The organism is Mycobacterium intermedium (assembly GCF_002086275.1).
Classification (GTDB): domain Bacteria; phylum Actinomycetota; class Actinomycetes; order Mycobacteriales; family Mycobacteriaceae; genus Mycobacterium; species Mycobacterium intermedium.
Map to the genome: position 1 here is coordinate 34,038 of NZ_MVHT01000049.1, position 13,027 is coordinate 47,064.

General features: G+C 66.1%; 11 protein-coding genes and 1 tRNA gene. 10 read left to right on the plus strand and 2 right to left on the minus strand.

All coding sequences use genetic code 11. The features are described from left to right. Window positions 1-81 precede the first annotated feature (81 nt). Entirely contained in the window at window positions 82-1,545 is a 1,464-nt protein-coding gene (gene glmU, locus BST27_RS17690) for a bifunctional UDP-N-acetylglucosamine diphosphorylase/glucosamine-1-phosphate N-acetyltransferase GlmU (RefSeq protein WP_069418624.1), read from the minus strand. A 91-nt stretch (window positions 1,546-1,636) separates the two neighbouring features. Then, window positions 1,637-1,708: transfer RNA gene (locus BST27_RS17695), tRNA-Gln, on the minus strand. Window positions 1,709-2,027: 319 nt separating this feature from the next. On the opposite strand from BST27_RS17695, the gene BST27_RS17700 reads away from it, so the two are divergent. The 10 genes from BST27_RS17700 to BST27_RS17745 all read left to right on the plus strand — a co-directional run bounded on the left by BST27_RS17700 (window position 2,028) and on the right by BST27_RS17745 (window position 12,831). After that, a complete protein-coding gene (locus BST27_RS17700) occupies window positions 2,028-2,621 on the plus strand; it encodes a TetR/AcrR family transcriptional regulator (RefSeq protein WP_069418729.1) in 594 nt (197 codons plus the stop codon). A 117-nt stretch (window positions 2,622-2,738) separates the two neighbouring features. Further along, window positions 2,739-3,002, plus strand: coding sequence for a hypothetical protein (locus BST27_RS17705; RefSeq protein ID WP_069418623.1), 264 nt, complete (start codon window positions 2,739-2,741; stop codon window positions 3,000-3,002). 131 nt (window positions 3,003-3,133) lie between these two features. Next, window positions 3,134-6,763 carry a transcription-repair coupling factor gene (gene mfd / locus BST27_RS17710; RefSeq protein WP_069418622.1) on the plus strand — a complete coding sequence of 1,210 codons (3,630 nt, stop codon included), beginning with the start codon at window positions 3,134-3,136 and terminating at the stop codon, window positions 6,761-6,763. 9 nt (window positions 6,764-6,772) lie between these two features. Then, window positions 6,773-7,846 (plus strand): nucleoside triphosphate pyrophosphohydrolase, encoded by a 1,074-nt coding sequence (locus BST27_RS17715; RefSeq protein WP_069418621.1) that lies wholly within the window; start codon window positions 6,773-6,775, stop codon window positions 7,844-7,846. A 193-nt stretch (window positions 7,847-8,039) separates the two neighbouring features. Beyond that, window positions 8,040-8,771 (plus strand): lytic transglycosylase domain-containing protein, encoded by a 732-nt coding sequence (locus BST27_RS17720; RefSeq protein WP_069418728.1) that lies wholly within the window; start codon window positions 8,040-8,042, stop codon window positions 8,769-8,771. Window positions 8,772-8,887: 116 nt separating this feature from the next. Beyond that, complete coding sequence (eno, locus tag BST27_RS17725; protein WP_069418620.1) at window positions 8,888-10,177, plus strand: phosphopyruvate hydratase; 1,290 nt, start codon at window positions 8,888-8,890, stop codon at window positions 10,175-10,177. An 11-nt stretch (window positions 10,178-10,188) separates the two neighbouring features. Beyond that, complete coding sequence (locus BST27_RS17730; protein ID WP_069418619.1) at window positions 10,189-10,854, plus strand: FtsB family cell division protein; 666 nt, start codon at window positions 10,189-10,191, stop codon at window positions 10,852-10,854. After that, window positions 10,847-11,335 (plus strand): DUF501 domain-containing protein, encoded by a 489-nt coding sequence (locus BST27_RS17735; RefSeq protein ID WP_069418618.1) that lies wholly within the window; start codon window positions 10,847-10,849, stop codon window positions 11,333-11,335. Before BST27_RS17730 ends, BST27_RS17735 begins: the two co-directional genes overlap by 8 nt. Further along, window positions 11,335-12,294 (plus strand): Ppx/GppA phosphatase family protein, encoded by a 960-nt coding sequence (locus BST27_RS17740; protein ID WP_069418727.1) that lies wholly within the window; start codon window positions 11,335-11,337, stop codon window positions 12,292-12,294. The genes BST27_RS17735 and BST27_RS17740 overlap by 1 nt, the downstream gene beginning before the upstream one ends. Before the next feature lie 243 nt (window positions 12,295-12,537). After that, window positions 12,538-12,831 (plus strand): hypothetical protein, encoded by a 294-nt coding sequence (locus BST27_RS17745; protein ID WP_069418617.1) that lies wholly within the window; start codon window positions 12,538-12,540, stop codon window positions 12,829-12,831. Window positions 12,832-13,027 lie beyond the last annotated feature (196 nt).

The following is a 13,027-nucleotide window of genomic DNA, read 5'->3' on the forward strand; positions in this document are numbered from 1 at the left end:
ATCAGGGGAGATTGACGAATCAGAAAGAGATTGAATTGGTGAAAGCAGGCCCTATCGTAGCCGGGTTTGCCAAAACCCCGGTCACGGTGTCTGGTCCGGGCCGGGTTGCTGCTCAGCCGCCTCAGCCGCCTCAGCGGACGGGGTCCCCGGCCGTTTGCGCTGGACCCACTTCTCGATATTGCGCTGCGGACCTGCGGATACGGCCAACGCCCCCGGTGGGACGTCCTCGCGGACCACGGTGCCGGCGCCCGTGTAGGCGCCGTCCCCGACGGATACCGGAGCCACGAACATGGTGTCTGACCCGGTCCGCACGTGGGAACCGATCTTCGTGCGGCTCTTGTTCACGCCGTCATAGTTGACGAAGACGCTGGAGGCGCCGATGTTGCTGTGTTCGCCGATGTCGGCGTCGCCGACGTAGGTCAGATGCGGCACTTTGGTGCCGGTGCCGATCGTGGAGTTCTTGGTCTCGACGAACGCGCCCAGTTTGGCCTCGGCGCCCAACACCGTTCCGGGCCGGACAAAGGTGAACGGGCCGACGGTGGCTCCGTCACCGATCGAGGCCGACGCGCCGTGGGTGCGGCAGACGGTGGCGTCGTTGCCGACGGTGACGTCGCTCAGGGTGGTGTCCGGCCCGATCTCGCAGTGACCGCCGATCTGGGTCTTGCCCAGCAGTTGGGTGCCCGGGTAGATGACGGTGTCGCGGCCGATGGTGACGTCCACGTCGATCCAGGTCGTGGCGGGATCGATGACGGTGACCCCGGCCAGCTGGTGGGCAGAGACGATGCGTCGATTCAGCTCGGCGCCCAATTCGGCGAGCTGCACCCGGTTGTTGACGCCGGCAACCACCGCGCTGTCGTCGAGGTGGCTGGCCTGGACCGTGTGGCCGTCGCGGCGCAGGATCGCGACGACATCGGTGAGGTAGAGCTCCTGCTGGGCGTTGTTCGAGCTCAGCTGGCCCAGCGCGGAGCGCAGAGGAGCGATGTCGAAGGCGTAGACGCCGGTGTTGACCTCGCGGATCTCGCGCTGCGAGGGCGTGGCGTCGGTCTGCTCGACGATCGCCATCACTTCGTTGTCCTGCGTGCGCAGGATGCGGCCGTAGCCGTAGGGATCGTCCAGGGTGGTGGTCAGCACGGTCACCGCGGCCGAGGTGGCGCTGTGGGTGGCGATCAGGTCGGCCAGGGTGTCGGCGTCCAGCAGCGGTGTGTCCCCGGCAGCCACTACCACGATGCCTGCGTAGTCACTGGGCAGCGCGGACAGCCCGCACAGCACCGCGTGCCCGGTACCTAGGGGCTTGTCCTGCAGTGCCACGTCGATCGTGCGTCCCAGCTTCTCCGCCAGCTCACTGACCAGCGGGGAAATGCGCTCGTGGCCGTGCCCCAAGACCACCACCAGGTGCTGCGGCGCGAGCTTGGTCATCGCGTGCAGGGAGTGCGACAGCATGCTGCGCCCGCCCAGAGTGTGCAGGACCTTCGGGGTGTCTGACCGCATCCGAGTGCCGGGGCCGGCCGCTAACACCAGGACCGCGGTGTCACCACGAAACGCCATGTCTTCCTCTCCGGACCGCGAGCGTGCGTGTCTGCTCGACGACACGCCGTCCAGCGTGACATTTCATGCACGCTCGCGGCAAAAAAGCGTGCTCCGTCGCCAGGACTCGAACCTGAACTATCTGAACCAAAATCAGAGGTGCTGCCGATTACACCACGACGGATTGCGAGCGGCGGGCCGCTGCGGGCCCTCGCTTCACCATGAGACTTTAGTCGGACGACGATGGCGGCCGCGGGCGGCCGGAGGAGGAGTCCGACAATTCGGCCACGTGGACGACGATGGCGGCCGCGGGCGGCCGGAGGAGGAGTCCGACAAGCCCGTAATCCTGCAGGCAAAGTTCGAGTGGCGACCTGCGAAGTTACAGGCTCAGCGTTGACACCAGGCGGGATGTGAGACGGCTACCCGATCGGCGGCATACGCTGGTTGCCGTGGCTGAGCCGCTCAAGGGTCCGGAAAAGGAAATACGGGCTCCGCGCGCCAGGATGACCGGCAGCGAACGCCGACACCAACTGATCGGCATTGCGCGATCCCTGTTTGCCGAACGTGGCTATGACGGGACCTCGATCGAAGAGATCGCCCAACGCGCCAACGTCTCCAAGCCGGTCGTCTACGAGCATTTCGGCGGCAAGGAAGGCCTCTACGCCGTGGTCGTGGACCGAGAGATGTCCGCCCTGCTGGACGGCATCACGTCCTCGCTGACCAACAACCGGTCCCGGGTGCGGGTGGAACGGGTCGCGCTGGCGTTGCTGACCTACGTCGAGGAACGAACCGACGGTTTCCGCATCATGATCCGCGACTCGCCGGCCTCGATCAGCTCGGGAACATACTCCAGTCTGCTCAACGACGCCGTCAGCCAGGTCGCGTCCATCCTGGCCGGCGACTTCGCCCGTCGGGGACTCGACCCCGACCTGGCCCCCCTTTACGCCCAGGCGTTGGTGGGTTCGGTATCGATGACCGCGCAATGGTGGCTCGACACCCGTGAACCCAAGAAGGAAGTGGTTGCCGCGCACCTGGTCAACCTGATGTGGAACGGCCTGACTCATCTGGAAGCCGACCCGCGCTTGCAGGACGAGTGACTCCTTCGGGCGCAAGAAGAACGCAAGCGCACGGTGTTGTGATCGGTAGCAGTCCGGCGGCAGTTACCTGCTAGGTAGGCGGCCCGGACGGGATCAGCCAGCACCCCAGGAGCCAACATGAACCGAGCACGACGCATATTCCCCTTCATCGCGGCAGGAATCGCTACGGCGGCCATCATCGCTGCACCGTCCGCGACGGCCGATCAAGGCAACTGCCCCCGCCTCCAGGCGTGCACGACGTGGTGTCCGGGCGACCCCAACCCGGCGGGGCGGCCCGTTCCGTGGGACGGCAGCGTCTGCCACGAGTACTACTGGGACTCGTACGGCGTCCATGACGTCGGCAACGGCGCCTTCTACTCGTGGGCGACGATGCCCTGGTAGCCAGCCGTCGAGTCCCAACGCCCGTAAGGCCAAATCCCGACGATAGGAGCCTGGTTCAGGCGAGCCCGCGGGCTGGTCGGCCGCGCCGGGCTCGGAAGCGGCACAACCAGCGCCCTTAGAATGGGCGAATCATGACCGCAACGGGGGCTGCTAGCCCAGATACCCCGATCGCCGGGCTCCTCGACTTGGCGCTCACCGCGCCCACTTTCCAACATCTGATCGAGCGCGCCTCCGATCGGCCCGACGAATTGGCGCTGGTAGGCCCTGCCAGTGCGCGCCTTTTCGTGGCCGCAGCACTGGCGCAGCAAGGCCCGCTATTGGTGGTCACCGCCACCGGGCGCGAAGCCGACGACCTCACCGCCGAGCTGCGGGGCGTCTTCGGCGATGCAGTCGCGGTCTTCCCGTCATGGGAGACCCTGCCGCACGAGCGGCTCTCGCCGGGCGTCGACACCGTGGGGACCCGGCTGATGGTCCTGCGCCGGCTGGCCCACCCCGACGACACCAGGCTGGGCCCGCCACTGCGGGTGGTGGTGACGGCGGCGCGCTCGCTGTTGCAGCCCATGTCGCCGCAGCTGGGCCTGATGGAACCGCTCGCCCTGACCGTGGGCCTGGAGATCGACTTCGAGCAGCTGATCGCGCGCCTGGTCGAACTGGCCTACACCCGCGTGGACATGGTCGGCCGGCGCGGCGAATTCGCCGTTCGCGGCGGCATTTTGGACGTCTTTCCGCCGACCGCCGAACATCCCGTTCGCATCGAGTTCTGGGGTGACGAGATCACCGAGATCCGGATGTTCTCGGTCGCCGACCAGCGCTCGATTCCCGAGCTCGACGTCGACACCGTGATCGCCGTCGCCTGCCGGGAAATGCTGCTCACCGACGAGGTGCGGGCGCGCGCGGCGGAACTGGCCGCCGAGCATCCGGTGGTCGGCGATGTGGTGACCGGCAGCGTCTCCGACATGCTGGCCAAGCTCGCCGAGGGCATCCCGGTCGACGGCATGGAGGCGTTGCTCCCGGTGCTGCGGCCCGGCGCTCACGCGCTGCTGACCGACCAGCTGGCCGACGGAACGCCCGTGCTGGTGTGCGACCCGGAAAAGGTCCGTACCCGCGCCGCCGACCTGATCAAGACCGGCCGCGAATTCCTCGAAGCGTCCTGGTCCGTCGCCGCGATCGGCGGCGGGGCGCCCGTCGACATCGAACAGCTGGGCGGTTCGGGCTTTGCCGAACTGGACGAGGTACGCGCCGCCGCGGCACGGGGAAACCATCCCTGGTGGACTTTGAGCCAGCTTTCCGACGAATCGGCGATCGAACTGGACGTTCGCGCCGCGCCGTCGGCCCGCGGCCATCAACGGGACATCGACGAGATCTTCGCCATGCTGCGCGCTCATGTCGCCGGCGGCGCCTACGGTGTGGTGGTCGCGCCCGGCGCCGGTACCGCGCATCGGGTGGTCGAGCGACTGGCCGAATCCGACACCCCCGCAGGGTTGTTGGAGTCGGGCGCCAAGCCCAAGCCAGGCGTCGTCGGCGTGCTCAAGGGGCCCCTGCACGAAGGCGTCGTCATCCCAGGTGCCGACCTCGTCGTCATCACCGAAAGCGACCTCACCGGCAGCAGGACGACGAACGCGGAAGGCAAGCGACTGGCGGCCAAGCGCCGCAACACCGTCGACCCGCTGGCGCTCACCGCCGGCGACCTGGTGGTGCACGATCAGCACGGCATCGGCCGCTTCGTGGAGATGGTCGAACGGACCGTCGGAGGTGCCCGGCGCGAGTATCTGGTGCTCGAATATGCGTCATCCAAGCGCGGCGGCGGCTCCGACAAGCTGTATGTCCCGATGGATTCGTTGGATCAGTTGTCGCGGTACGTCGGCGGCCAGGCGCCCGCGCTGAGCAAGCTGGGCGGCAGCGACTGGGCCAACACCAAGACCAAGGCGCGCCGCGCGGTGCGCGAGATCGCCGGCGAGTTGGTGGCGTTGTACGCAAAACGCCAGGCCAGCGCCGGGCATGCGTTCGGGCCGGACACCCCGTGGCAGGCCGAGATGGAGGACGCGTTCGGCTTCACCGAGACCGTCGACCAGCTCACCGCGATCCAAGAGGTCAAGGCCGACATGGAGAAGCCGATCCCGATGGACCGCGTGATCTGCGGCGACGTCGGCTACGGCAAGACCGAGATCGCGGTGCGGGCGGCGTTCAAGGCGGTTCAGGACGGAAAGCAGGTCGCGGTGCTGGTGCCGACGACCTTGTTGGCCGACCAGCACCTACAGACCTTCAGCGACCGGATGGCCGAGTTCCCGGTGACCGTCAAGGGTCTGTCCCGATTCACCGACGCGGCCGAGTCGCGCGCGGTTATCGAGGGGTTGGCCGACGGGACGGTGGACATCGTGATCGGCACGCACCGGCTGCTGCAGACCGGCGTGCGCTGGAAGGACCTGGGCCTGGTCATCGTTGATGAGGAACAGCGATTCGGTGTCGAACACAAAGAACACATCAAGTCGATGCGCACCCACGTCGACGTGCTGACCATGAGCGCGACGCCGATCCCGCGCACCTTGGAGATGAGCCTGGCCGGCATCCGCGAGATGTCGACGATCCTGACCCCACCCGAAGAGCGCTATCCGGTGCTGACCTACGTGGGCCCGCACGACGACAAGCAGGTCGCTGCGGCGCTGCGACGCGAGCTGCTTCGCGAGGGGCAGGCCTTCTATGTGCACAACCGGGTCAGTTCGATCGACCGCGCAGCTGCCCGGCTGCGCGAACTGGTGCCGGAGGCCCGGATCGTCGTCGCGCACGGGCAGATGCCGGAAGAGCTGCTGGAACGTACCGTGCAGGGATTCTGGAACCGGGATTACGACATCCTGGTCTGCACCACCATCGTGGAAACCGGGTTGGACATCTCCAACGCCAACACCTTGATCGTCGAGCGCGCCGACACTTTCGGCCTGTCGCAGCTACATCAGCTGCGCGGACGGGTCGGCCGCAGCCGCGAACGCGGTTACGCCTACTTCCTGTATCCGCCGCACACGCCGCTGACCGAGACCGCCTACGACCGGTTGGCGACCATTGCGCAGAACAACGAATTGGGCGCGGGCATGGCAGTGGCGCTGAAGGACTTGGAGATTCGCGGCGCCGGCAACGTGCTGGGCGTCGAGCAGTCCGGGCACGTTGCCGGGGTCGGGTTCGACCTCTACGTACGGTTGGTCGGCGAGGCGGTGGAGGCGTACCGGGCGGCCGCGGACGGCGAGGTCGTGAGCAGCCCCGAAGAGCCCAAGGATGTGCGGATCGACCTGCCCGTCGATGCGCACCTGCCGCCGGACTACATCGCCAGCGACCGGCTACGGCTCGAGGCATACCGGCGCCTGGCCGCTGCCCAGGACGACGCGGCCGTCGGCGCCGTGGTGGATGAGCTGATCGACCGTTACGGGGCGTTGCCGGAACCGGCCCGGCGCCTGGTCGCGGTGGCCCGGCTGCGGCTGCTGTGCCGGGCCGCCGGTGTCACCGAGGTGTCGGCCCCGTCAGCGGCGACAGTGCGCCTGGCGCCGATGAATCTGCCCGATTCGGCCCAGGTGCGGCTCAAACGGATCTATCCGGGCGCGCACTACCGGGCCACCACCGCCACCGTGCAGGTTCCCATCCCGCGCGCCGCCGGCGGGATCGGCGCTCCGCGCATCCGTGACGTCGAACTGGTGCAGATGGTGGCCGATCTGCTGACGGCGCTGGCCGGGAAGCCGCAGCAGGATATTGGTATGACGAAGGCATCCAGTGAATAGTGGGCAGCAATGATCGTCGTTCTGGTCGACCCACGCCGCCCCTCGCTGGTGCCCGTCGACGCCATCGAGCTCCTCACCGGGCCGGTGCAATACACCGAGGAAATGCCGATCGCGGTGCCGTGGTCGCTGCCCGACGCGCATCCGGTGCACATGGGCGAGGATGCGCCGGTATTGCTGTCTTCTGACCCTGAGCACCCGGCGGTGGTGGCTAGGTTGGTAGCCGGAGCGCGGTTGATCGCCGCACCGCCTCCGCAGCGCGGCGAACGTCTGCTCGATGCCGTGGCGATGATGGACAAGCTGCGCACCAATGGGCCTTGGGAAAGTGAACAAACCCACGACTCGCTGCGCAGGTATCTGCTGGAGGAAACCTACGAGTTGTTGGATGCCGTCCACAGCGGCAGTGTCGACCAACTGCGTGAAGAGCTCGGCGATTTGCTGCTTCAGGTCCTTTTCCATTCGCGCATCGCAGAGGACGCTGCGCAGTCGCCGTTCAGTGTCGACGATGTAGCCGACACCCTGATCCGCAAACTTGGCAACCGGGTGCCGGGAGTCCTTGCGGGCGAAAATATTTCGTTGCAAGACCAGATGGCGCAGTGGGAGGAAGCCAAGGCGCTGGAACGGTCACGCAAGGCGCATCACTCGGTATTGGACGACGTGCACACCGGCCAACCGGCGTTGGCGTTGGCGCAGAAGGTGATTCAACGAGTAGAGCAGGCGGGACTGCCCGCTGAGCTGATACCGGAAGAGATCACTTCGATTTCGGTATCGGCCGATGTCGATGCGGAAAACACGCTGCGGACAGCGATTTTGGACTTTACCGACACGTTGCGCAAGGCGGAGGCGGCCATCGCCGCCGCGCGCCGTGGCGACAGCGTCGCAGAGGAGTTGGATGTGACGCCGTTGGGTGTTGTTTCTGCCGAGGAGTGGCGTGCACACTGGCCGGTGGACGCGGGCTGGGATGGGGGCGCTGCTGGCGCCGATGATGTCGCCGAAGACGTCGTCGAAGTGTCGGAAAGCCCGGAAGATGCGGAAGTGTCTAGAGAGCCTCGCGGTGGGTCGAAAAAGCGCAAAGGTCGTCGCTAGGAACCATGCCGATGTTTGCGGTGTGCAATTTCTGGCTGTTTAGCGCTGTGATGACGATTGCTAAAATCACCGCCAGCAAATTGGTAATTGTTTGAAACTCGTGAGATTTGTGGGTGGCGCGCCCCGTATTCGCCCGGGGACTTTGCGCGGTCATGGGACGATGGCAGGACTCGAGCTTGTACAGGGGAGTGTTTTGTCGCCGAGACGTTGGTTACGCGCGGTTGCCGTGATAGGGGCTACCGCGATGCTCCTAGCGTCTAGTTGCACCTGGCAGCTCAGCCTCTTCATTCCTGAGGGCGTGCCGCCTCCTCCCGGTGATCCGGTGCCGCCGGTTGACACCTACGCCGCGGGTAGACCCGCTGATCAGCTACGGGAGTGGGCCGAGCTGCGGGCGCCGGCGTTGGAGATGCCGGTCGTGGCGCTTGAGGCGTACGCGTATGCCGCACGGGTCGCGGAGGTGGAGAACCCGAAGTGTCATCTGGCGTGGACCACGCTGGCGGGCATCGGGATGGTCGAGAGCCACAACGGTACCTATCGAGGGGCCACAATTGCGCCCAACGGGGATGTGAGGCCCCCGATTAGAGGGGTTCGCCTCGATGGCACGGGGGGAAATCTCCGGATCGTGGACACCGAGGCGAGCGAGCTGGCCGGCGAAGAGGCCCTCGAACGGGCGAAAGGGCCCATGCAGTTCATCTCCGAGACATGGCGTCTGTACGGGGTGGATGCCAACAACGACGGCGTCGCCGACCCGGACAACATCGACGATGCGGCGCTATCGGCCGCGGGTTACTTGTGTTGGCGCGGAAAGGATCTCTCGACTCCGCGGGGGTGGATTACCGCGCTCAAGGCCTATAACAACTCGGGCGTTTATGCGCGAGCGGTGCGGGACTGGGCGACCGCCTATGCGGCAGGTCACCCGCTATAGAAGGATGGATCGCTGACCAAGGCTTTACGCTAGGGCGCTAAGGCGCTAAAGGCGCTAAAGGCGAGCCCAGGGGCCGCCGGCAACCAGGACGCAGCTAGAAGGTAAAGGAGAACCCAGTGCCGATTATCGAGCAAGTCGGGGCCCGCGAGATCCTCGATTCCCGCGGCAACCCGACGGTCGAGGTCGAGGTGGCGCTGATCGACGGAACATTCGCGCGCGCCGCGGTGCCTTCGGGCGCGTCGACCGGCGAACACGAAGCCGTCGAGCTGCGCGACGGCGGCGAGCGTTACGGCGGCAAAGGCGTCAAGAAGGCTGTGCAGGCCGTGCTCGACGAGATCGGCCCGGCGGTGATCGGACTCAACGCCGACGACCAGCGACTGGTCGACCAGGCGCTGGTCGACCTCGACGGGACGCCGGACAAGTCCCGGCTGGGGGCCAACGCGATCCTGGGCGTCTCGTTGGCGGTGGCCAAGGCTGCGGCGGATTCCGCGGAGTTGCCGCTGTTTCGCTACGTCGGCGGACCGAACGCCCACATCCTGCCCGTGCCCATGTTGAACATCCTCAACGGTGGCGCCCACGCCGACACGGGAGTTGACGTCCAGGAGTTCATGATCGCCCCCATCGGGGCGCCCAGCTTCGCCGAGTCGCTGCGGTGGGGCGCCGAGGTGTATCACTCGCTCAAGTCGGTGTTGAAGAAGGAGGGTTTGTCCACCGGTCTGGGGGACGAGGGCGGCTTCGCTCCCGACGTGGCCGGTACGACCGCGGCGCTGGATCTGATCGTGCGGGCCATCGAGTCTGCGGGCTTGAAAGTCGGCTCCGACATCGCGCTGGCCCTGGACGTCGCGGCCACCGAGTTCTACACCGACGGAACCGGTTACAACTTCGAGGGCTCGGTACACACTGCCGAGCAACTGACCGAGTTCTACGCCGGTCTACTCGGTTCTTATCCGTTGGTGTCGATCGAAGATCCACTGTCCGAGGATGATTGGGACGGCTGGGTCACTCTGACGGGCGCAATCGGTGACCGGGTGCAGATCGTCGGCGACGACCTGTTCGTCACCAATCCCGAACGCCTCGAAGAGGGAATCGAGCGTGGTGCGGCAAATGCGTTGCTGGTCAAGGTGAATCAGATCGGGACGCTGACCGAGACGCTCGATGCGGTTGCGCTGGCCCACCACAGCGGGTACCGCACGATGATGAGCCACCGCAGTGGTGAGACGGAAGACACCACGATCGCCGATCTGGCCGTAGCCGTGGGTAGCGGACAGATCAAGACCGGTGCGCCGGCCCGCAGTGAACGCGTCGCCAAGTACAACCAGCTGTTGCGGATCGAAGCGGCGCTGGGCGACGCCGCTCGCTATGCCGGCGACCTGGCCTTTCCGCGGTACACGCCGGACCCGAAATAGGCTGAAATAGCTTGGCGCCCAAGTCCGACCCGAAACGTCGCGGCCCGGCCTCGCGGCCGGGGAAGGCTGGCGACTCGGGTCGTGGCCGTCGCTTTACCAAGCCCTCGCCGGCACCCCGGGCAAGCCGCAATGGCACGCACTCGGTGCAGGAGCATGTCGTTGAACCGATCAAGCGGTCGATCAGCGAATCGCTGGAGCAGCGGTCGGAGCAGCGGCTGGGTTTCACGGCGCGACGAGCGGCGGTGCTGGCCGCGGTGGTCTGCGTGCTCACGTTGACCATTGCGGGGCCGGTGCGCACCTATTTCGCCCAGCGCACCGAGATGGAGCAGCTGGCGGCCACCGAAGCCGCGCTGCGCAGTCAGATTGCCGAGCTGGAACAGCGCAAGGGTCAGTTGTCCGACCCGGCGTACATTGCGGCGCAGGCTCGTGAGCGTCTGGGATTCGTCAAGCCTGGGGACATTCCAATCCAGGTTCAGCTACCGCAGGTCACGCCGTCGCGGGCACCGGGGGCGGAGGAGCCGATGCCGACCAAGAACGATCCCTGGTACACCGCGCTGTGGCACACCATTGCCGATACCCCGCACCTTCCTCCCGCCGCCGTTACGCCGGCGCCCTCCGAGCCCGAGTCGGGCCCGGGCGGACCGGCGCCGAGCAACCCAACGACGCCCGGTGGTTGACCCAGCGGATCTCGAGGTGGTGGCTCGTCAGCTCGGCCGCGCGCCTCGTGGAGTGCTTTCCATCGCTTACCGGTGCCCCGACGGCACACCGGGAGTGGTGAAGACCGCGCCGAGACTTCCTGATGGCACACCGTTTCCGACGTTGTACTACCTGACGCATCCGGTTCTCACGTCGGCGGCGAGCAGATTGGAAACCACCGGCCTCATGCGTGAGATGACCGAGCGTTTAGGAAGGGAACCGGAGTTGGCCGCCGCTTATCGGCGGGCGCACGAGTCGTATTTGGCGGAGCGGAATGCGATCGAGCCGCTTGGGACCGGGGTTTCGGCCGGTGGTATGCCCGATCGGGTCAAGTGTCTGCATGTGTTGATCGCGCATTCGCTGGCTAAGGGGCCCGGGTTGAACCCTCTTGGTGATGAGGCGGTGTGGCTATTGGCCGCGGAGCCTTCCACGGTGGCGATGCTGACGGGAGAGTGGCGCTGATGTCAGGGAGGACTAGGCGTCTCGCCGGTATCGACTGCGGTACCAATTCGCTGCGGTTGCTCATTGCCGACGTTGCCGACGGTGCGTTGCGCGATGTTCACCGCGAAATGCGAATTGTGCGGCTGGGGCAGGGAGTTGATGCCACGGGCGAGTTCGCCGATGCGGCGATCGAACGGACCCGCGTCGCGCTGACTGACTACGCGGAGTTGTTACGGAAGCACGGCGTCGAAAGGGTGCGGATGGTCGCGACGTCGGCAGCGCGCGATGTGGCCAATCGCGATGTCTTCTTTGCCATGACGGCCGAGGTGCTCGGTGCGGTGATTCCCGGCTCGGTGGCCGAAGTGATCACCGGCGCTGAGGAAGCAAAGTTGTCATTTCGTGGTGCTGTCGGTGAATTGGACAGTGCCGAAGCTCCTTTCGTGGTTGTCGACTTAGGGGGCGGGTCGACGGAAATCGTGCTCGGCAAGTCGGGCGCCGATGTGGTGGCGAGCTATTCGGCGGATATCGGCTGTGTCCGGTTGACCGAGCGCTGTCTGCACTCCGATCCGCCGACCGCCGACGAGGTGGCGGCGGCTCGGTTTGTGGTTCGCGAAAAGCTCGATGCCGCACTGCAAGTGGTGCCGGTCGAGGAAGCCCGGACGTGGGTGGGATTGGCCGGGACGATGACCACCTTGTCTGCACTGGCACATGAGATGCCGGCGTATGACTCTGCGGCCATTCACCTTTCGCGGGTTCCGGGCGATAGATTGATGGCCGTCTGCGAGGGATTGATCGGTATGACTCGTGCCGAACGTGCCGCCCTGGGTCCGATGCACGAGGGCCGGGTGGACGTAATCGGCGGCGGTGCAATCGTTGTCGAGGAGTTGGCGCGTGAGTTGCGTGCCCGGGCGGGCATCGATGAGTTGGTCGTCAGCGAGCATGACATCTTGGATGGGATCGTGTTGTCGCTGTGCGGCTGAGTCACATCTGTCGCTTGCGTCTCTAGCCCGGGTGGGTGGCTTCGTGCCCGGCTTGTAGCGACAATCTGGGGGTGCGGCGCTGTCGCTGTGCGGCTGAGTCACATCTGTCGCTTGCGTCTCTAGCCCGGGCGGGTGGCTTCGTGCCCGGCTTGTAGCGACAATCTGGGGGTGCTGCCGACCGCGAGATCGGTTGTGCAGCAGAACTTTCAATTTCATGTCGGACCCGTATGCGAATGTTATGACATGACCAGACAACTCCGTGGGATCGAACTTCGTTACGTACTGACGTTGCACCTGGCACTACATGGGCCGGCGACCGTCGCCGAAATGATTGATGTGCTGAAGTACTACGGCTTCAGCGTTCGAGGCAGGCCATCCAAGGCCATTTCCGACGCTCTGCGTTGGGAGGCGGGACGGGACCGGGTGCGGCGGCTGAAGCGCGGCCGATACGGGCCGGGGTGCATACCGCGCGGTACCGAACACCGAATTCATCAACGAGTGCTTGCGTTGCGGGAGGCGGCGAAATTGTCCGCGTGAGCTCGGTGAGCTCGCCGCCCGCAGAGGAGACGCAAGTGGCCGAAATGATTTCAGTTGGTGCCGAGCGCTTTGTGCCCGTCGGGTGGTGGCTCGCGTTGTCGCTACGAGCCGGGCACGAGGCCACCCGTCCGGAACGGAGACGCAAGTGACGGGTGTGACTTGCCGTGAAGCGTCAGCGCCAACCGCGCACTTGTCG